The organism is Pseudogemmobacter blasticus (assembly GCF_003071405.1).
Classification (GTDB): Bacteria; Pseudomonadota; Alphaproteobacteria; order Rhodobacterales; family Rhodobacteraceae; genus Pseudogemmobacter; species Pseudogemmobacter blasticus.
The window spans coordinates 63,860-81,211 of the sequence record NZ_CP020470.1; the positions used below are offsets into that span (position 1 = coordinate 63,860).

The following is a 17,352-nucleotide window of genomic DNA, read 5'->3' on the forward strand; positions in this document are numbered from 1 at the left end:
AAGCCCCCGGGTGGGGTTCCCGAGGGCGCATGGTCACCATCATGGTGTGCCGTTACCGGCCCATGCGCCTGTCCCCAAGAACTACGAGAATGTCGGTCATCGCCGCCCTCATGCCTTTTCCGCGGCGGAAACTAGGCTGCGGCTGCAAGGGCGTCAACTGCAAAAGCGCATGGAAAATATCCAGGGACCGCTGAAAATTGAACTTATCTTGCGTCCCGATGCCGCATCGGCGCAACTTTCGGGAATTCGTGCGGCGGCGCAGCCCCCTTTGTGCGGGGCTGAGTCGCGGTTGCCCCTTCTGCCGGCGCCCGCATCTGCGCTATCACGTCACCATCCGCTGCGGTGGTCGCGGCGAGGAGGGGTTGCAGATGAAGCTTTACTATTCGCCCGGGGCCTGTTCGCTGGCATCGCATATCGTGCTTGAGGAGGCCGGTGTCGCCTACAGCGCCGAAAAGGTGAACCTGCGGGAAAAGCAGACCGAAAGCGGCGCGGACTATCTGGCGATCACCCCGCGCGGGGCGGTGCCCGCGCTGGCGCTGGACGGCGGCGAGGTGCTGACCGAAGGCGTCGCCATCATGCAATATGTGATGGACAGCGCGAAGCCGGGGGCCCTGCCGGCGGCCGGCACGCTGGGCCGCGCCCGGCTGCAAGAGGCGCTGAACTATGTGGCGACCGAGGTGCACAAGACCTATTCGCCGCTGTTCCGTGGCCTTGAGGGGGCCGCGAAGGAGGCGCAGCTTGCGCTGCTGGATGCGCGGCTGAAGGTGATCGAGGACCGGCTGGCCGATGGCCGCGCCTTCCTGACCGGGACCGAGTTCACCCCCGCCGATGCCTATCTGTTCACCGTGACCAACTGGTCGCGCCCGATGGGGCATGATCTTTCGCGCTTTCCGCGGATCGAGGCGCTGCGCGCCCGCATTGCGGAACGCCCCTCGGTGCAGGCGGCGATGAAGGCCGAAGGTCTGCTCAAGTGACAGGCATCTGCCTTGCAGATGGGCGGTGCGGCACGGGCCGCGCCGCCTGACGCAGGGTCAGCCGCTTGCGCCGCGATCAATTCGGCGCAAGCTTTTCGCCCCACATGAAAAACCGGTTTGCAAGCCGCGACTTGCTGGCTAGGGTTCCGTCATCGACCTGCGCCGGCAAAGCACAGGGCCGCTGACACATGTGGAGGAGAATTCATGGATCGTCGTTCCTTTCTGACGAAGGCCGCCGTTGGCGGCACGATGGCGGCAGGTGCCACCGCCCTGGCCGCGCCGGCCATCGCGCAGACCGCCCCCAAGGTGACCTGGCGTGTCACCTCGTCCTTCCCGAAATCGCTCGACACCATCTTCGGCGCGGCCGAGACCATGTCGAAATACGTCTCGGAAATGACCGACGGCAACTTCACCCTGCAGGTGTTCCCGGCGGGCGAACTGGTGCCCGGCCTTGAGGCCGCCGATGCCGTGTCGGCGGGCACGGTCGAAGCCTGCCACACCGTTCCCTATTACTTCTGGGGCAAAGACCCGACCTATGCGCTGGGTGCGGCCGTGCCCTTCGGGCTGAACGCCCGGATGATGAACGCCTGGTTCTACTATGGCGGCGGCATCGACATGATGAACGAGTTCTACGCCACGCAGAACCTGATCGCCTTCCCGGCCGGCAACACCGGCGTGCAGATGGCGGGCTGGTATCGCAAGGAGATCAACTCGGTCGAAGACCTGAAGGGTCTGAAGATGCGGATCGGCGGCTTCGCCGGCAAGGTGATCGAGAAGCTGGGCGTGGTTCCGCAGCAGATTGCCGGCGGCGACATCTATCCGTCGCTGGAAAAGGGCACCATCGACGCGACCGAATGGGTGGGTCCGTATGACGATGAAAAGCTCGGCTTCTACAAGGTCGCGCCCTACTACTACTATCCCGGCTGGTGGGAAGGTGGCCTGGCCATCGCGACCATGATCAACCTGGCCAAATGGGCCGAACTGCCGCCCTCGTATCAGGCGGCGCTCAAGGCGGGCTGCGTGGTGGCCAACACCGACATGCTGGCCAGCTATGACTGGAAGAACCCCACGGCGCTGAAGTCGCTGGTGGCCAACGGCGCGCAACTGCGCCCGCTGCCGCAAGACGTGCTGCTGGCGGCCTTCGAAGCGGCCAACCAGACCTACGCCGAAGTGTCGGCCGGCAACGCCACCTTCAAGAAGATCAAGGAATCGCAGGATGCCTTCCGTCGCGATGCCTACCTGAATGCGCAGATCGCGGAATACAACTACGACGTGTTCATGATGTCGCAACAGCAGGCCGGCAAGCTCTGACCCTTGCCTGACCTTTGAACGTGCGGCCCCGGAGAACCCTCTTCGGGGCCGTTTTCATTTGGCCCGCGCGGGTGCGGCTGCCCACTGGCGCGGCGGCGCGCAACTGTGCATCCTGCGGGCAGGGGCCGTGCGGCGACTGTCGCAGCGGCGGGCGGAGGGGGACATGCTGAAGGGAATCGACAACCGGCTGAATGCCGAGGTGCTGGGCTGTCTGCGGGCCATGGGGCATGGCGATGTGCTGATCCTGGCCGATACCAACTTTCCGGCCGAGGCGGTGGCGCGGGCCACGGTGACGGGCCGGGTGCTGCGGATGGAGAACCTGACCGCCGCCGAGGCGGCGAAGGCGATCCTGTCGGTGCTGCCGCTGGACACGTTCGTCGAGGATTTCGCCGGCCGGATGGAAGTGGTGGGGGCGCCCGATCAGGTGCCTGCGGTGCAGGGCGAGGTGCAGGCCGAGATCGACCGCGCCGAAGGCCGGCCAAGGCCCATGGTTGCGGTCGAACGCTTTGCCTTTTACGACTTGGCCCGGCAGTCCTTCGCCGTGATCCAGACCGGGGAGCGGCGGTTCTACGGCTGCTTCATGTTCCGCAAGGGCGTGATCCCGCCTGACGCCTGATACCCGAGACCCAAGCCCGATACCGGAGTGCTGTGCCCATGAAACCCATCGTCATCCTTGGCATCTTCGTGGCCGATACGGCCTTTCGCGCGGACCGGCAGCCGAAGATGGGCGAAACCCTGCTGGGCCATAGCTTCGCGCTGGGGCCGGGGGGCAAGGGGTCGAACCAGGCGGTGGCGGCGGCCATGGCGGGGGGCAAGGTGCATTTCATCACCCGCCTGGGCCGCGACGATTTCGCCGCCATCGCGCGGACGACCTGGGCCAAGGCCGGGGTCCACCCCGAGGTGACCGAGGATGCCGAAAGCTATACCGGGGCGGCCTTTGTCTTTCTTGAGGCGGCCACCGGCAACAATGCCATCATCGTGGCGCCGGGGGCTGCCGCCCGCATCACGCCCGAGGATCTGGATGCGCGGGCCGATCTGATCCGCGGCGCCTCGGTCTTTGTCGCCCAGTTGGAACAATCGGTCGCGGCGGCGCGGCGCGGGCTGGAAATCGCGCGGGCGGCGGGGGTGCGGACGATCCTGAACCCCGCACCGGCGGCGACGCTGGACGATGCCACGCTGGCGCTGTGCGATTTCATCACCCCGAACGAAAGCGAGGCCGAGGCGCTGACCGGCATCCCGGTCGTCACCGTGGCCGATGCCGAACGCGCCGCCGATGCGCTGCTGGCGCGCGGCGTGGGGGCGGTGATCGTGACGCTGGGCGGCAATGGCGCGCTGTACCGCGACGCCAGCCGCAGCCTGCATCTGCCGGTGATCAGCGCCGGCCCCGTGGTGGAAACCACCGGCGCGGGCGATGCCTTCAACGGTGGCTTTGCCGTGGCGCTCAGCGAGGGCCGCAACGTGATCGAGGCGGTGCGCTTCGGCTGCGCCACGGCGGGAATCAGCGTCACCCGGCCAGGCACCGCCCCGGCCATGCCGGCGCGGGCTGAGATCGACGCGCTGCTGGCGCGACAGGGCTGACCGCGCCCGGGCGGCGCGAAACGGCGCTGTCGCCCGGAATTCGCAAAACTGTCATACAGCCGTTACAGCTTCGCCGCAGAACCGGCGCACAGAGGCCCGCGAAGCACGGTGGCCGGAGGCAGACATGAACGACATGCGAGTGGTGGAGCGGACGGTGTCCAACGATTCGACCAAGATGAAGGCCGAGGCCGTGAACGTGCATTACGGCACGACCCATGCCCTCAAGGATGTGTCGGTGGACATCCGCGAACGGACCGTCACCGCCTTCATCGGCCCGTCGGGCTGTGGCAAATCCACCTTCCTGCGCTGCCTGAACCGGATGAACGACACCGTGGCCTCGGCCCGGGTCACCGGAAAGATCACGCTGGACGGCGAGGACATCTATGCCCGCGAGGTGGACCCGGTGCAGTTGCGCGCCAAGGTCGGCATGGTGTTCCAGAAGCCGAACCCGTTTCCCAAGCCGATCTATGACAATGTGGCCTATGGCCCGCGCATCCACGGTCTGGCCCGGGGCAAGGCGGAACTGGACGCGCTGGTCGAGGCCAGCCTGCGCCGTGCCGCGCTGTGGGACGAGGTGAAGGACCGGCTTGATTCCCCGGGAACCGGCCTGTCGGGCGGCCAGCAGCAGCGCCTGTGCATTGCCCGCGCCATTGCCACCAGCCCCGAAGTGCTGCTGATGGACGAACCCTGTTCGGCGCTGGACCCGATCGCCACCGCGCAGGTCGAGGAGCTGATCGACGAATTGCGCAGCGAATTTTCGGTGGTGATCGTCACCCATTCCATGCAGCAGGCCGCGCGCGTCAGCCAGAAGACCGCCTTCTTCCATCTGGGCGTGCTGGTCGAATTCGGCGACACCGGCGAGATCTTCACCAATCCGCGCGACCCGCGGACCGAAAGCTACATCTCTGGCCGGATCGGATGAGCAGGGCATGATGCGCGACCCCCATATCGTTTCGTCCTTCGACAAGGATCTGGAAAGCGTCCAGGCCATGGTCATGCGCATGGGCGGGCTGGTCGAGAAGGCGCTTCTCGAAGCCGTCGAGGCGCTGGAAATGCGCGACGAGGCGCTGGCCGAACGGGTGCGCGCCGGCGATGCCGCCATCGACGCGCTGGAAGAGCAGATCCAGACCGAATGTGCCCGCATCCTTGCGCTGCGGTCCCCCACGGCGACCGACCTGCGCACCGTGCTGACGGTGATGCGGCTGGCCGCCGCGCTGGAACGGTCGGGCGATTATGCCAAGAACCTGGCCAAGCGGTCGCTGGTGCTGATGCACATGGCGCCGGTCAACGGGGCACCCGGCGCGATCCGGCGGATGGCGCGGGCGGTGGTGGCGCTGCTCAGCGATGCGCTGGACGCCTATATCGCGCGCGATCCGGCCAAGGCGGCCGAGGTGCGGCTGCGCGATGCCGAGGTGGACCAGATGTATGCCGCGCTGTTCCGTCAGTTCCTGACCTACATGCTGGAAGATCCGCGCACGATCACCCCCTGCATGCACCTGCATTTCATCGCCAAGAACATCGAACGGGTGGGCGACCACGCCACCGCCATCGCCGAACAGGTGATCTATCTGGTCGAAGGGGCGGTGCCCGAAACGGCGCGGCCCAAGGTCGACAGCGTGCCGATGGCCGAAGGCTGAGGAGACAGAGATGGCGCAGGACAAGCGGCCCACGGTTCTTCTGGTCGAGGACGAACCCGCGCAGCGCGAGGTGCTGTCCTACAACCTTGATGCCGAAGGCTTCCGGGTGACGGCGGCCGACAATGGCGAGGATGCACTGATCCTGGTCGAGGAAGAGGCGCCGGATGTCATCATCCTGGACTGGATGATGCCCAAACTGTCGGGGATCGAGGTCTGCCGCCGCCTGAAGATGCGGCCCGAGACGCGGTCGATCCCGATCATCATGCTGTCCGCCCGCGCCGAGGAGGTGGACCGCATCCGTGGCCTGGAAACCGGCGCCGACGATTATGTCATCAAGCCCTATTCGGTGCTGGAGCTGATGGCGCGCACCCGCGCCCAGTTGCGCCGTGTGCGCCCTTCGACCGTGGGCGTGGTGCTGGAGTTCGAGGACATCCGCCTTGACCCGGAAACCCACCGCGTCACCCGGTCTGACCGATCGCTGAAACTGGGCCCGACCGAGTTTCGCCTGCTGTCCACGCTGATGGAAAAGCCCGGCCGGGTCTGGAGCCGGGAGCAGTTGCTGGACCGGGTCTGGGGACGCGACATCTATGTCGATACCCGCACGGTGGATGTGCATGTGGGCCGGTTGCGCAAGTCGCTGATGCAGCACGGCGGCGAAGACCCGGTGCGCACCGTGCGCGGCGCCGGCTACGCGCTGGGCTGACCTTTTCAGCGGTGCGGCCGCAAGGGCGGCCGCAGGTTTCCTGTCTCGCCTCTGACGCGCGAAGACGCGCGTCAACCGGCTCGGACCGTGCCTCCGGCGGGGATATTTGCCGGACAGAAAATGCCGCATCTGTTCATTTTCTGTCCTCAAATATCCCGGGGGTGCGGGGGCAGCGCCCCCGCCTGCGACGCCTATGCAGGGTTATGCTCTGCCAGAACCGCGCCAAGGGCCGACAGGAACTGTTCGGCATTGCTGGTTGAAAACGGGAGCGGCGGGCGGATCTTCAGGATATTGCCCTGCGGGCCGGTGGCCGAGATCAGCACCCGCCGGTCGCGCAGGCCGTTGACGATGCGGCTGGCGGCGGCCGGGTCGGGGGCGCCGTCCTGCAGGATGTCCACCGCCAGGAACAGGCCCGCGCCGCGCACGTCGCCCAGGGTTTCGGGGTGGCGGGCGGCCAGTTTGCGCAGGCCTTCGGCAAAGGCAGCGCCGGTGACTTCGGCGTGGTGCATCAGGCCTTCGTCCTGAATGACGCGCAGCACTTCCATCGCCACGGCGGCGGCCACGGCATTGCCGCCGAAGGTGTTGAAATACCGCGCCTGCGCGCCGAATTCGGCAATCACATCGGGCCGCAGCACCAGCCCCGCCACCGGGTAGCCGTTGCCCATCGGCTTGCCCAGCGACACCATGTCGGGCAGGATGCCATGGCGCTGGAAGCCCCACATCGAGCCGCCGGTGCGGCCGAAACCGGGCTGCACCTCGTCGGCCAGGAAGAGGCCGCCTTCGGCGCGGATGGCCTCTACCGCCGGGGCAAGGAAACCGGGCGGGTCCAGCCAGAGGCCGTCGGAGGAAAACACCGTGTCCACGATCAGCATCGCAGGGCGCAGGCCCTTGTCGCGCAGGGCGGCACAGGCGGTGCGCACGGCGGCGGCGAAGCCTGTGGCGATGCCGCCGGGGTAATTGGCCGGGCTGGGGGCGGGGATGGCAATCACCTCGGGCCCCGGGGCCACGGCAGGGCCGATCGACATGGACATCTGCGCGGTGGCCAGCGTGACGCCGTGATAGGCGTTGTCGGTGACGATGACGCCGGTGCCGCCGGTGGCCGCGCGGGCCACGCGATAGGCCAGATCGTTGGCTTCCGACCCGGTGCAGGTGAACATCACATGCCCAAGCGGATCGGGGAAGGTTTCCAGCAGCCGTTCGGCATAGTCGAGGATACCGTCGTGCAGATAGCGGGTATGGGTGGCCAGCGTGGCGGCCTGCCGCGCCATCGCCTCGACCACGCGGGGGTGGCAATGGCCGACACAGGCGACGTTGTTGTAGCAATCAAGCCAAGGGTTGCCCTGCGCATCATACAGCCAGACGCCCTGACCGCGCACCAGATGCACCGGGGTTTCGTAGAACAGACGGTAGGCCGGCCCCAGCGCCCGGGTCCGCCGCGCGACCAGCGCCTCGTCGGCGGGCGACAGGTGGCCCTTGCCGGGGGCATAGGCGTTGACCATCTGGCCGATGCGGGGCGAGGGGGGCATGGCGATCACTCCAGTCCGGTGGCGCGGGCGAAGGCGGCGGTGGCGGCGGCGCGGTCGATCCGGCGAAAGGCGGCAAGGCCCGCGCGGGCCGACGGGGCATTGCGCAGGATGTAGGGGGCGTTTTCGGGATAACGCGCCGCCCGCCAGTTGGCGATGGTCAGGGTGGTGACCATGCGGGCGGTGATCAGGTCGAACAGCGGCGCCACCTCGGGGCCGGTCAGCGGCAGGCGGGCGGCATAACCCGACAGGAAGGCGGACAGGCTTTCCAGCGGCTGGTCGGGGTCGATCTGGTAGGAGGCGGCGGTGGCCAGGTCGCAGATGCGCGGAGTGCGCACCATGTCGCCGAAATCGAGGATGCCGGTGACGCGGGTCGGATCATCGGGCGCGACCAGCAGGTTATGCGGGTTGAAATCGGCGTGGCAGACCTGCGCGGGCAGGCGCGACAGCGCGGGCGAGATCCGGGTTTCGAAATCGGCCACTAAGGCGGCCGCCTCGGCGCGCAGGTTGGCATCGGCCAGGCTGGGCAGCAGGGGGGCCAGGCGGGGCACCTGCTTGATGTCCCACAGAAGGATGTGGTCATCGGCCGGATGGGCATAATCGGCCAGCGCGGCGGTCAGGCGGGCCAGCGCGTCGCCCACGGCGCGGCGTTGGGCAGGGCCGTGCGGGGCCGCGTGCAACGGGGTGCCGTCCAGCCAGGTCAGCAGCCGCAGGCGGCCCTGCGGCAGCGCCACCCAGGGGGCGCCGTCGCGGGTGGGCACCAGGCGCGGCACCGGCAGGGCGGGATCGCGGGCGGCGACATGCAGCAGCGCGCCGGTCTGGAAGCCGGTCATCGGCTCTGGCTCGGCCGGGTTCGCCAGCTTGACCATGAAGCGGCCCTGCGGCGTGGTCAGCCGGTGGTTCAGGTCGCGTTCCGAGGTGAGGGGCGACAGATCCCCCGCAAGGCCCCAGTGCCGCGCCAAAAGGGGGGCCAGCGCCCCGGGCGCAAGCTCCGGGGGCGGCAGGGTCAGCAGGGCGCCGAGCGCGTCTTGGGTCTGGGTGTCGGGCATGGGGTCGGCCTTGGGTCGGCGCCAGATGACCACAGGCGGCGCCCTTGCGCCAGAGGGAAGGCGGTGGAAGAGGCCGGCGCCTGCCGGACCGCAGGATAACCTGACTTTCGCACCGCGGGCGGCTGTGCTGCACTGGCTTCATGGCGGGCCTGTTTTCCGCCGGACCTTTTTGAACGGAGCATTCTGATGTGCGACTTTACGATGATTCTGTCGGCGCTTGCGGCTGCGCAGGTGGCACTGGCGCTTGCCATTGCGCTGACGGTGACCGCGATTGCGGTGAACGCTTCCTTTTTCGGGGCGCCGGGCGCGATTGCGCCCTTTGCCGGCGCGGTGGTCAGCGCGGCCATCGCGGCGGTCAGCCTGGCCATGGCCAGCGATGCGCTGTCCAATCCGGCCTGCGCGGCGGCGGGGGCCTGCGGGGCCGAACTGGCCTCGGCCCGGGCGGCCATTGACCTGCTGACCGCGACCATGGCGGCAACCGCCGTTGTCGGGGTGGCCGCGATGGTGCTGGCGGGGGTGCCGGTGGCGGGCGGGGTGGCGATGGGGGGCTATACGGCCGGTCTGATCGTGGCCTCGGTCGGCATCGCGCCGGGCAGCATGGCGATTGCCGCGCTGCAACGCTGCGCCGACGCCGCCGCTTCGACCCGGACGGCGGATGTGCTGGTGGTGACGGGTGTCATTGTCGGGCTGATCGGGCTGGGGTTCGTGATCATTGCCATCGGCACCGGCGGGCGCGGCACGGAGCAGGGCGAGGAGGACGATCCCTGGGGGCCGAAAGACCGTGACAGGCCGCTGAACGGCTGAAACCGGCGCGGGCCGGGGCAAGCTGCCCGGCCCGCGGCATTTTCGGGGGTGACTTTCCGCCGTGCCGCGCCAGATAAGGGCGCAAAGGGCGGGACGCATGAGACTGGGACAGGGCATAGAACAGGCACGGGTGGCATCGCTGGCGATGCTGCGGATGGCGCTGATCGTGGGGCTGGCGGTGGCCGGGCTGTGGCTGGCGCTGGCGAAGCTGCACGATCAGGCGGCCGGGGTGCGGGTCGAGCGGGTGGATATTGACGGGGTGCCGGCGCAGGTTTTCCGCCCCGAGGGGCCGGCGAAGGGGCCGGTGCTGGTGATCGAGCACGGCTTTGCCGGTTCGGCCCGGATCATGGACAGTTTCGCCCTGTCGGCGGCGCGGGCCGGCTATGTGGCGGTCAGCTATGACAGTGCGGGGCACGGGCGCAATCCGGCGCCGCTGTCCGGGTCGATCACCGAAATCGACGGCGCAACGGTCACGCTGCGGCGCGAGCTGGAAACGGTGATGCGGGCCGCGCGCGGCTATGGCGACGGGCGGCTGGCGGTGCTGGGTCATTCGATGGCGACCGACATCGTGGTGCGGGCGGTGCGGTCGCAAGGCGGGGTGGATGCGACCATCCTGGTGTCGATGTTTTCGCGCGAGGTGACGCCCGCCACGCCGCCCAACCTGCTGGTGGTGACCGGGGAATGGGAGCCGCGCCTGCGGCAGGAGGCGCTGTGGGCGGCGGGGCTGATGGACCCATCCGCACAGGAAGGCGAAACGGTCGGGTTCGAGGGCAACTGGCGGCGGGCGGCGGTGGCGCCGCATGTCGAACATGTCAGCGTGCTGTTCTCGACCGCGACGATGGCCGAGATGGTGGGCTGGCTGGACCAGACCTTCGGGGCCGTGCCGCAGGGGGCGGTGGCGGACCGCGGCGGCTGGATCGCGCTGCTGCTGTTGTGCGGGGCCGTGCTGGCCGGGCAGGGGATGCGGCTTTTGCCGCAGGTGGCGGCCGAACCGCAGGGGGCGGGCCTGCCGTGGCGGCGGCTGTGGTGGGTGGTGCTGGTGCCGGTTGTCGTGGTGCCGCTGGGGTTGCGCTTTGTGCCGACCGGGTTCCTGCCGGTGCTGGTGGCCGATTATCTGGCGGTGCATTTCGCGGCCTTCGGCGGGGTGCTGGCGCTGTGCCTGTGGCGGGCGGGCGCGCCACGGCCCGACTGGCCGCCGCGGGCACTGCTGGCCGGGCTGATCGGCTTTGCGCTGGTGGCGGGGCTGATCTTCTGGCCGATCGACGCCTATCTGACGAATTTCTATCCCGGCCCGGGCCGGGCCGTGGTGATGGCCGCGATCCTGGCCGGCACGCTGCCGTGCTTTCTGGCACTGGAATGGGCGATGCGGGGCGCCGGCGCGGGGCGGCTGGAGGGGGTGGCGCTGAAGGCGGGGCTGCTGGTCAGCCTGCTGATTGCCGTGGCGCTGGATTTCGAGCGGCTGATGTTCCTGCTGATCATCCTGCCGGTGGTGGTGCTGGCCTTCCTGTTGTTCGGCTGGCTGTCGGCGCGGGCCTATGGTGCGACGCGGCACCCGTTTGCGGGTGCGCTGATGCAGGCGCTGGCCTTTGCCTGGGCCTTGGGCGTGACCTTCCCGCTGCTGGCCGGATAAGGCCGGATTGACATTACATAGTAATTCAGTCAGGAATTGATCCGCACCCAGCCACGCCCCGAAAAGGGGCCAGTCCGGTGGACCGCGCAACGGAAGGGATCACGCGATGACGGGCAAGGATGGGCTGGATCGGCAGGACTGGACGGATCTGCTGCGGCAGGCGCTGGCGGGGGCCTTCCCGCTGATGGCGCTGGAGGCGCTGCTGGACCGGGTGGAAGCGCCGCACTGAGGCGGGCGCCGCCGGTTCAGCCTCCGGTATGGCTCATGTGGCGGCTGACCTTGCCGCTGACGCCGCTGCGCGAATAGTCGAAATCATGGCCCTTGGGCTTGCGCGCGATTGCGGCGCGGATGGCCTGTTCAAGCCGCGCATCCTCAGAGCTGGCGCGCAGGGGCGCGCGCAGGTCGGCGCGGTCTTCCTGGCCCAGGCACATGTAAAGTTCGCCCGTGCAGGTCAGCCGCACCCGGTTGCAGCTTTCGCAGAAGTTATGGGTCAGCGGCGTGATGAAGCCGATCTTCTGGCCGGTTTCCTCGATCCGCACATAGCGGGCGGGGCCACCGCTGCGTTCCAGCAGATCGGTCAGGGTGAACCGGCTGGCCAGACGGGCGCGCAGGTCGCGCAGGCTCCAATACTGGTCAAGGCGGGCGGGTTCGACATCGCCCATCGGCATGACCTCGATGAAGGTCAGATCATGGCCTTCGCGGGCGCACCAGTCGGTCAGCGAGAACAGCTCGTCCTCGTTCACGCCTTTCAGGGCAACGGCGTTGATCTTGACGCGCAGCCCGGCGGCGCGGGCGGCGGCGATGCCGTCCAGCACCTGCGGCAGGCGGCCCCAGCGGGTGATGGCGGCGAAACGGTCGGGGTCCAGCGTATCAAGGCTGACATTGACGCGGGTCACGCCCAGATCGGCCAGCGGCCGGGCAAAGCGGGCCAACTGGCTGCCGTTGGTGGTCAGCGTCAGCTCCTGCAGGGCGCCGGTGGCCAGATGGCGCGACATCGCCTCGAAGAAGGTAAGGATGCCCCGGCGGACCAGCGGTTCCCCCCCGGTGACCCGCAGCTTGCGCACGCCCATGCGGACGAAGGCAGAACAGAGGCGGTCAAGCTCTTCCAGCGTCAGAAGGTCTGCCTTGGGCAGGAAGGTCATGTGTTCCGCCATGCAATAGGTGCAGCGGAAATCGCAGCGGTCGGTGACCGAGACCCGCAGATAACTGATGGCGCGGGCGAAGGGGTCGATGAGGGGCGCGTCGGTCATTGCCGGAAGGTAGGCGCGGCGGACCCTTGCCACAAGCACCAAAGCGGCAGTTGCGGGGCGGCGGGCGGCAGACTATCGTCGTAGGCATGATGAAACATTCCCTTGTCCTGTTGTCGTTCGCCGTGGCCCTGTCGGGCTGTGCCGCCATGGATCGCCTGTCGGGCAAGCCGCCCGCCGCCAAAGACCCCGCCCTGGCGACCGAGTTCGCGCCGGCGGTGCAGACCACGCCGCTGGGGGGCAGCGGACAATCGGCGGCCTCGCTGGACACGACCAGCGCGGCAGAGAAATCGGCGGCGCTGGCGGTGAAGCCGACCGGGGGCGAGCGGACGCTGGGCCAGTCGGTGGTGGCCCTGGGGCCGCCGGCCGAACAGGGCCTGTGGGTGCAGTCGGAACTGGTGACGGCGGCGGCCAAGGGCCGGGTCGTGGCGCCGAACGGAAAGTCGCTGGCGGTGGACCTGCGGCCGGGCAGCGGCGGGGCGCTGATGTCGCTGGGCGCCTATCAGGCGCTGGGGATCGGGCTGACCGAACTGCCGAAGATCACGATCTACGGTCCCTGACGAGCGCAGGCCGGGCGCGGGCCGGGACGCAGGCGGGGGCGCTGCCCCCGCACCCCCGGGATATTTAGGACAGATGAGACGCAAGGGCGCGCGGACCGTCAGGCCAGCAGGCGCGCGGCTTCCTTGCGGGCAAAGGGTTTCATCGCCTCGCCATGGCGGGCAAGGAAGGCGCGGGTGCGGTCGGCATCGTGTTTCGACAGGTCGCGCAGCCACCAGGCCACGGCTTTCTGGATGAACCAGTCCGGGTCGGCCACATAGCCGGCGGCCCAGCCAAGCACCCGGTCGCGGATGGCGGCGTCTTCGGGTTTCGGGAAATTCTGCTTGGTCCAGGGCAGCGTCATCACCAACGCGGCGCGGCGCGTCCACATATGGGGCGAGGTGGTCCAGGTTTCGACTGTATCAAGGCGGGACGGATCGGCCAGAAGGCGGCGTTCGCCGGCGTCGCAGGCATGGTCGGCAATGGCCCAGGCGTCGAAGGACGACACCCAGGAGGCGATCAGATCCCAGGCCGCCTGATCGGGGCGCAGCCGGGCCTGCGTCAGCAGTTTCGCCGCCGCCACCCGCGCTTCGTGGATGTCGGTCTGCCAGAGCGCATCGGCCAGCGCGACCCGGTCTTCGACCGTCATTTCGGCCCGCCAGCCATTCGCCAGATCGGTGATCTGCGGCACGGTCACGCCCAGATAGCGGCGCGGCGCCTTGTGATAGGCGGCCATTTCGGGCGCCTTGGCCGGGTCGGCCGCCGCTTCAAGCGCGGTCAGGGCCGTGTCGAGCGTGACCATGCCGTATCCTTTCCGGTCAGGGGGCTGCGTCGAGAAGTTTGCGCATCTGCGACGGGAAAAGCTGCAGCAGCATGGTTTCGCTTTTCGCCGCCCCCTTGTGGCTGACGAAGAGCCGCAGGTCCATGGGGGTATCATCGCCCGGCGGCACCATCGAGAAATCAAGATCGAAGATGCCGCGCCAATAGGACTGGCCCACCACCGGGAAGGCGGCGGTCTTGTCCACCTTGCCATGGCTGGCGGTGACTTCAAGCGTGACGCCATCGGTCGGGCCAAGGCCCTCCAGCCCGCGACCATCAAAATCGCAGACCAGCTTGACCGCGTTTTCCGGCCGCGGTTCGCCCGGCATCCCGGCCGCCCCGATGCGGGTGGCGATGAAGCGGGCGGCGGTGGGGGCGACGGGGCAATCCTCGACCCAGGACAGGCGATAGGCCATGTCGAAGGTGGCGCCCTTTACCGCCGGGGTCGCCGGTTGCCAGAAGGCGACGATGTTGTCATGCGTCTCATCCTCGGTGTGCAGTTCGACCAGGGTCACGGTGCCATTGCCCCAGTCGCCCTTGGGTTCGACCCAGGCACTTGCGCGGCGGTCGTAGAACACGCCGTCATCCTGATACTGGGCAAAGTCGCGTTCGCGCTGCATCAGGCCGAAGCCCCGGACGCCCGGTGTCGAGAAGGTGTTGACCATGTTGCGGGGCGGTGCGTTCAGCGGCCGCCAGATGGTTTCGCCGCTGGCCGACAGGATTTCGAGACCGTCCGAGTCATGCACCTCGGGGCGCCAGTCCACCGAAACGAAGCGGTTGGTCTTGTTGAACCAGAACATCGAGGTCAGTGGCGCGATGCCAAGCCGTTCGACGGTGCCGCGCAGGAAGATCGTCGCCTCGATATCCTGAATGACGCCGTTGTCGCGGCGCGAGGCAATGCGATAGGCGCCGGTGGCGCGCGGGCTTTCCAGCAGGGCGTAGGCGGTCATCTCGCCATTGGGCGAGGGTTCCAGCCAGAAGCGGGTGAACAGCGGAAATTCCTCGGGGCCGTTGGCAAGGGCGGTGTCCATCGCCAGGCCGCGCACCGACAGGCCGAACTGGCCGGAATAGCCCTCGGTCCGCCAGTAGGAGGCGCCGAGGAAGGCCATCCAGTCGCGCCCCGATTTCGCATCCTGCACCCGGAAGCCGGCGAAGCCATGGGTATGGGTCAGGTTGCGGGCGGGGTTGCCTTCGGGAATGTCGAACAGGTCAAGCGCGAAGGGAAACTCGGTCGCCATGCCGCCTTCAAGGGTGAAGATGCGCACCGGCTGGCGGAAGTAGCGGCCGGGAAAGAACGGCTGCACCGGAGACATGTCGCCGCTGTTCAGCCAGAGCGTGCGGTCCTTGCGGAAGCTGATCTGGTTGTGGGCGTCATAGTCGACCTGTTCCAGAACCGCGTCGTCTTCGATCTTCGCGGGTTCATAGGGATGGGCCGCCAGGGTGCGGGCCATTTCCTTGAGGATCTCGAAGGTGAAGGGCGTGGGTTCTGCGGCGGGGCTGCCGGTCTGGGCCAGTGCCAGGCGGGGCAGCAGGAAAAAGGCGCCGGCGCCAAGGGCGCTGCGAAGGATGTCGCGACGGTGGGGATGGGGGGGCATGGCTCGGGCTTGGGGTTCGGGTTGCGGCGGGTTGCAAGGCACCCGCTTTCGCGCGCTGTGGTAGAGCGGCCGGGGGCGTCAGGCAAGCGCCCCCGTGATCATCAGAGCGGCTTTCGCGTCCCGCGTCACTCAACCGTGACGGATTTTGCCAGATTGCGCGGCTGATCGACATCGGTGCCTTTTGCGATGGCGGTATGATAAGCCAGCAACTGCGCCGGGATGGCATAGAGGATGGGCGCCCAGAGCGGGGCCACCGGCGGCAGGGTCAGGGTTTTCCAGGTGCCCTGCGCGGCGGTTTCCACGCCTTCGGCATCGGACAGGAGCAGCACCTTGCCGTTGCGGGCCATCACTTCCTGCATGTTCGACACGGTCTTGTCGAAGAGCGCATCCTTGGGGGCCAGGACGATGACCGGGACAGCGGCGTCGATCAGGGCGATGGGGCCGTGTTTCAGTTCACCCGATGCGTAACCTTCGGCGTGGATGTAGCTGATTTCCTTGAGCTTCAAGGCGCCTTCCAGGGCCAGCGGGAACATCGGGCCACGGCCGAGGAACAGGATGTCCTGCGCCTTGGCCAGATCCTTGGCGATGCGGGCGATGGGGTCTGACAGGCCAAGGGCGGCGTTCATCAGGCCGGGCAAGGCGCGCAGATCCTCAAGCCGTCGGGCAAGGGTGGCGGCGTCGATGGTGCCCCGGTCCTGCGCGGCCTTGAGCGCCATCAGCGCCAGAACGGTCAACTGGCAGGTGAAGGCCTTGGTCGAGGCGACGCCGACCTCGACGCCGGCCAGGATGGGCAGGGCCAGATCGGATTCGCGGGCAATCGAGGAGGTGGGGACGTTCACCACCGAAACCACGCGGGCCACCTTTTCCTTCACATGGCGCAGCGCGGCCAGCGTATCGGCGGTTTCGCCCGACTGACTGACGAAGACCGCCATCGAGGCGGGCGACAGCACCGGGTCGCGGTAGCGGAATTCCGAGGCGACATCGATCTCGGCCGGCAGGCCGGCGATCTGTTCGAACCAGTATTTCGCAACATGGCAGGCATAGCTGGCGGTGCCGCAGGCGACCAGCGTCACGCGGTCGATGCCCTTGAACGACAGGGCCTCGGGCAGTTCCAGCGTGCCGCGGGCCGAGGTATAATGTTTCAGCGCATCGGCCAGAACCACCGGCTGTTCGGCGATTTCCTTGGCCATGAAATGCTTGTAGCCGGCCTTCTCGATCCGGGTCGCGTCCAGGTGGATGCGGGTTTCCGGCCGGTTGGCCCGGCGGCCGGCTGCATCGAAGATCTCGGCGCCCTTGCGGGTGACGACCGCCCAGTCGCCTTCTTCCAGATAGGTGATGCGGTCGGTCATCGGGGCCAGCGCGATGGCGTCGGAGCCGACGAACATTTCCCCTTCGCCATGGCCGATGGCCAGCGGGCTGCCCTTGCGGGCGGCGATCAGCAGATCCTCTTCGCCGTCGAACAGGAAGCACAGCGCGAAAGCGCCGTGCAGCCGCGACAGGGTTTCGCGGGCGGCCTCGACCGGGGTGGCGCCGGCGTCCATCGCGCGGCGGACCAGAAGGGCAACCGCTTCGGTGTCGGTGTCGGATTCCTGAACATAGCCGGACGCGGCCAGTTCTTCGCGCAGCTCGCGGAAGTTCTCGATGATGCCGTTATGGACCACGGCCACCGGGCCGGAGCGGTGGGGGTGGGCGTTCTTGATCACCGGGCCGCCGTGGGTGGCCCAGCGGGTGTGGCCGATGCCGGCCTTGCCGGGCAGAGGATCGTGGACCAGCAGGTCCGAGAGGTTCACCAGCTTGCCCACCGCGCGGCGGCGGTCGAGCTTGCCGCCGTTGACGGTGGCGATGCCGGCGCTGTCATAGCCGCGGTATTCCAGACGCTTCAGCGCCTCGACCAGAAGGGGGGCCACTTCGTGGTGGCCAAGGACGCCGACGATGCCGCACATGG

The 17,352-nt window shown here is 68.2% G+C and carries 17 protein-coding genes; 11 read left to right on the plus strand and 6 right to left on the minus strand.

From position 1 onward, the window contains the following. Nucleotides 1-368 precede the first annotated feature (368 nt). From gstA to phoB, 7 genes are all read left to right on the plus strand, one after another. A complete protein-coding gene (gstA, locus tag B6K69_RS00300) occupies nt 369-974 on the plus strand; it encodes a glutathione transferase GstA (protein WP_108642369.1) in 606 nt (201 codons plus the stop codon). A 204-nt stretch (nt 975-1,178) separates the two neighbouring features. Next, the gene (locus B6K69_RS00305; RefSeq protein ID WP_108642370.1) at nt 1,179-2,285 is read left to right on the plus strand and encodes a TRAP transporter substrate-binding protein; all 1,107 of its coding nucleotides are present in this window, start codon (nt 1,179-1,181) and stop codon (nt 2,283-2,285) included. A 163-nt stretch (nt 2,286-2,448) separates the two neighbouring features. Then, nucleotides 2,449-2,901 carry an RbsD/FucU family protein gene (locus B6K69_RS00310; protein WP_107672962.1) on the plus strand — a complete coding sequence of 151 codons (453 nt, stop codon included), beginning with the start codon at nt 2,449-2,451 and terminating at the stop codon, nt 2,899-2,901. Between the two features lie 38 nt (nt 2,902-2,939). Continuing rightward, nucleotides 2,940-3,863 carry a ribokinase gene (locus B6K69_RS00315; protein WP_108642371.1) on the plus strand — a complete coding sequence of 308 codons (924 nt, stop codon included), beginning with the start codon at nt 2,940-2,942 and terminating at the stop codon, nt 3,861-3,863. A 124-nt stretch (nt 3,864-3,987) separates the two neighbouring features. Next, complete coding sequence (gene pstB / locus B6K69_RS00320; protein ID WP_107672964.1) at nt 3,988-4,785, plus strand: phosphate ABC transporter ATP-binding protein PstB; 798 nt, start codon at nt 3,988-3,990, stop codon at nt 4,783-4,785. Nucleotides 4,786-4,792: 7 nt separating this feature from the next. Next, entirely contained in the window at nt 4,793-5,500 is a 708-nt protein-coding gene (gene phoU / locus B6K69_RS00325; RefSeq protein ID WP_107672965.1) for a phosphate signaling complex protein PhoU, read from the plus strand. 10 nt (nt 5,501-5,510) lie between these two features. Next, entirely contained in the window at nt 5,511-6,203 is a 693-nt protein-coding gene (gene phoB, locus B6K69_RS00330; RefSeq protein WP_107672966.1) for a phosphate regulon transcriptional regulator PhoB, read from the plus strand. 191 nt (nt 6,204-6,394) lie between these two features. Here phoB and B6K69_RS00335 read toward each other — a convergent pair whose 3' ends face one another. Together B6K69_RS00335 and B6K69_RS00340 are read right to left on the minus strand one after the other, a co-directional pair. Next, nucleotides 6,395-7,729 carry an aspartate aminotransferase family protein gene (locus B6K69_RS00335; protein ID WP_228156774.1) on the minus strand — a complete coding sequence of 445 codons (1,335 nt, stop codon included), beginning with the start codon at nt 7,727-7,729 and terminating at the stop codon, nt 6,395-6,397. Nucleotides 7,730-7,734: 5 nt separating this feature from the next. Continuing rightward, on the minus strand, nt 7,735-8,775 hold the full coding sequence (locus B6K69_RS00340; protein ID WP_123876510.1) for a phosphotransferase: 1,041 nt from the start codon (nt 8,773-8,775) through the stop codon (nt 7,735-7,737). Between the two features lie 186 nt (nt 8,776-8,961). Here B6K69_RS00340 and B6K69_RS18075 point away from each other — a divergent pair, with 186 nt between their 5' ends. The 3 genes from B6K69_RS18075 (at nt 8,962) to B6K69_RS18515 (ending at nt 11,438) form a co-directional block, all read left to right on the plus strand. Next, nucleotides 8,962-9,579 carry a hypothetical protein gene (locus B6K69_RS18075; protein WP_108642373.1) on the plus strand — a complete coding sequence of 206 codons (618 nt, stop codon included), beginning with the start codon at nt 8,962-8,964 and terminating at the stop codon, nt 9,577-9,579. Nucleotides 9,580-9,676: 97 nt separating this feature from the next. Next, entirely contained in the window at nt 9,677-11,209 is a 1,533-nt protein-coding gene (locus tag B6K69_RS00350) for an alpha/beta hydrolase (RefSeq protein ID WP_108642374.1), read from the plus strand. A 106-nt stretch (nt 11,210-11,315) separates the two neighbouring features. Then, nucleotides 11,316-11,438, plus strand: a complete 123-nt coding sequence (locus tag B6K69_RS18515) for a hypothetical protein (protein ID WP_257791670.1) — start codon at nt 11,316-11,318, stop codon at nt 11,436-11,438. Between the two features lie 16 nt (nt 11,439-11,454). Here the strand turns inward: B6K69_RS18515 and moaA are convergent, their stop codons facing one another. Further along, nucleotides 11,455-12,459 carry a GTP 3',8-cyclase MoaA gene (moaA, locus tag B6K69_RS00355; RefSeq protein WP_108642375.1) on the minus strand — a complete coding sequence of 335 codons (1,005 nt, stop codon included), beginning with the start codon at nt 12,457-12,459 and terminating at the stop codon, nt 11,455-11,457. An 86-nt stretch (nt 12,460-12,545) separates the two neighbouring features. Here moaA and B6K69_RS00360 point away from each other — a divergent pair, with 86 nt between their 5' ends. Continuing rightward, nucleotides 12,546-13,016 carry a hypothetical protein gene (locus tag B6K69_RS00360; protein WP_107672971.1) on the plus strand — a complete coding sequence of 157 codons (471 nt, stop codon included), beginning with the start codon at nt 12,546-12,548 and terminating at the stop codon, nt 13,014-13,016. Nucleotides 13,017-13,114: 98 nt separating this feature from the next. Here B6K69_RS00360 and B6K69_RS00365 read toward each other — a convergent pair whose 3' ends face one another. The 3 genes from B6K69_RS00365 to glmS all read right to left on the minus strand — a co-directional run bounded on the left by B6K69_RS00365 (nt 13,115) and on the right by glmS (nt 17,350). After that, nucleotides 13,115-13,795, minus strand: a complete 681-nt coding sequence (locus B6K69_RS00365) for a DNA alkylation repair protein (RefSeq protein ID WP_108642376.1) — start codon at nt 13,793-13,795, stop codon at nt 13,115-13,117. 16 nt (nt 13,796-13,811) lie between these two features. Continuing rightward, nucleotides 13,812-15,407 (minus strand): OpgD/OpgG family glucan biosynthesis protein, encoded by a 1,596-nt coding sequence (locus B6K69_RS00370; RefSeq protein WP_108642377.1) that lies wholly within the window; start codon nt 15,405-15,407, stop codon nt 13,812-13,814. Nucleotides 15,408-15,532: 125 nt separating this feature from the next. Further along, nucleotides 15,533-17,350, minus strand: a complete 1,818-nt coding sequence (gene glmS, locus B6K69_RS00375) for a glutamine--fructose-6-phosphate transaminase (isomerizing) (RefSeq protein WP_108642378.1) — start codon at nt 17,348-17,350, stop codon at nt 15,533-15,535. Between the last annotated feature and the right edge of the window lie 2 nt (nt 17,351-17,352).

Bases quoted from the DNA above. Each gene is read 5' to 3' on its own strand.
- gstA (WP_108642369.1), top strand. From the start codon at position 369: ATGAAGCTTTACTATTCGCCCGGGGCCTGTTCGCTGGCATCGCATATC.
- B6K69_RS00305 (WP_108642370.1), top strand. From the start codon at position 1,179: ATGGATCGTCGTTCCTTTCTGACGAAGGCCGCCGTTGGCGGCACGATG.
- B6K69_RS00310 (WP_107672962.1), top strand. From the start codon at position 2,449: ATGCTGAAGGGAATCGACAACCGGCTGAATGCCGAGGTGCTGGGCTGT.
- B6K69_RS00315 (WP_108642371.1), top strand. From the start codon at position 2,940: ATGAAACCCATCGTCATCCTTGGCATCTTCGTGGCCGATACGGCCTTT.
- pstB (WP_107672964.1), top strand. From the start codon at position 3,988: ATGAACGACATGCGAGTGGTGGAGCGGACGGTGTCCAACGATTCGACC.
- phoU (WP_107672965.1), top strand. From the start codon at position 4,793: ATGATGCGCGACCCCCATATCGTTTCGTCCTTCGACAAGGATCTGGAA.
- phoB (WP_107672966.1), top strand. From the start codon at position 5,511: ATGGCGCAGGACAAGCGGCCCACGGTTCTTCTGGTCGAGGACGAACCC.
- B6K69_RS00335 (WP_228156774.1), bottom strand. From the start codon at position 7,729: ATGCCCCCCTCGCCCCGCATCGGCCAGATGGTCAACGCCTATGCCCCC.
- B6K69_RS00340 (WP_123876510.1), bottom strand. From the start codon at position 8,775: ATGCCCGACACCCAGACCCAAGACGCGCTCGGCGCCCTGCTGACCCTG.
- B6K69_RS18075 (WP_108642373.1), top strand. From the start codon at position 8,962: ATGTGCGACTTTACGATGATTCTGTCGGCGCTTGCGGCTGCGCAGGTG.
- B6K69_RS00350 (WP_108642374.1), top strand. From the start codon at position 9,677: ATGAGACTGGGACAGGGCATAGAACAGGCACGGGTGGCATCGCTGGCG.
- B6K69_RS18515 (WP_257791670.1), top strand. From the start codon at position 11,316: ATGACGGGCAAGGATGGGCTGGATCGGCAGGACTGGACGGATCTGCTG.
- moaA (WP_108642375.1), bottom strand. From the start codon at position 12,459: ATGACCGACGCGCCCCTCATCGACCCCTTCGCCCGCGCCATCAGTTAT.
- B6K69_RS00360 (WP_107672971.1), top strand. From the start codon at position 12,546: ATGATGAAACATTCCCTTGTCCTGTTGTCGTTCGCCGTGGCCCTGTCG.
- B6K69_RS00365 (WP_108642376.1), bottom strand. From the start codon at position 13,795: ATGGTCACGCTCGACACGGCCCTGACCGCGCTTGAAGCGGCGGCCGAC.
- B6K69_RS00370 (WP_108642377.1), bottom strand. From the start codon at position 15,407: ATGCCCCCCCATCCCCACCGTCGCGACATCCTTCGCAGCGCCCTTGGC.
- glmS (WP_108642378.1), bottom strand. From the start codon at position 17,350: ATGTGCGGCATCGTCGGCGTCCTTGGCCACCACGAAGTGGCCCCCCTT.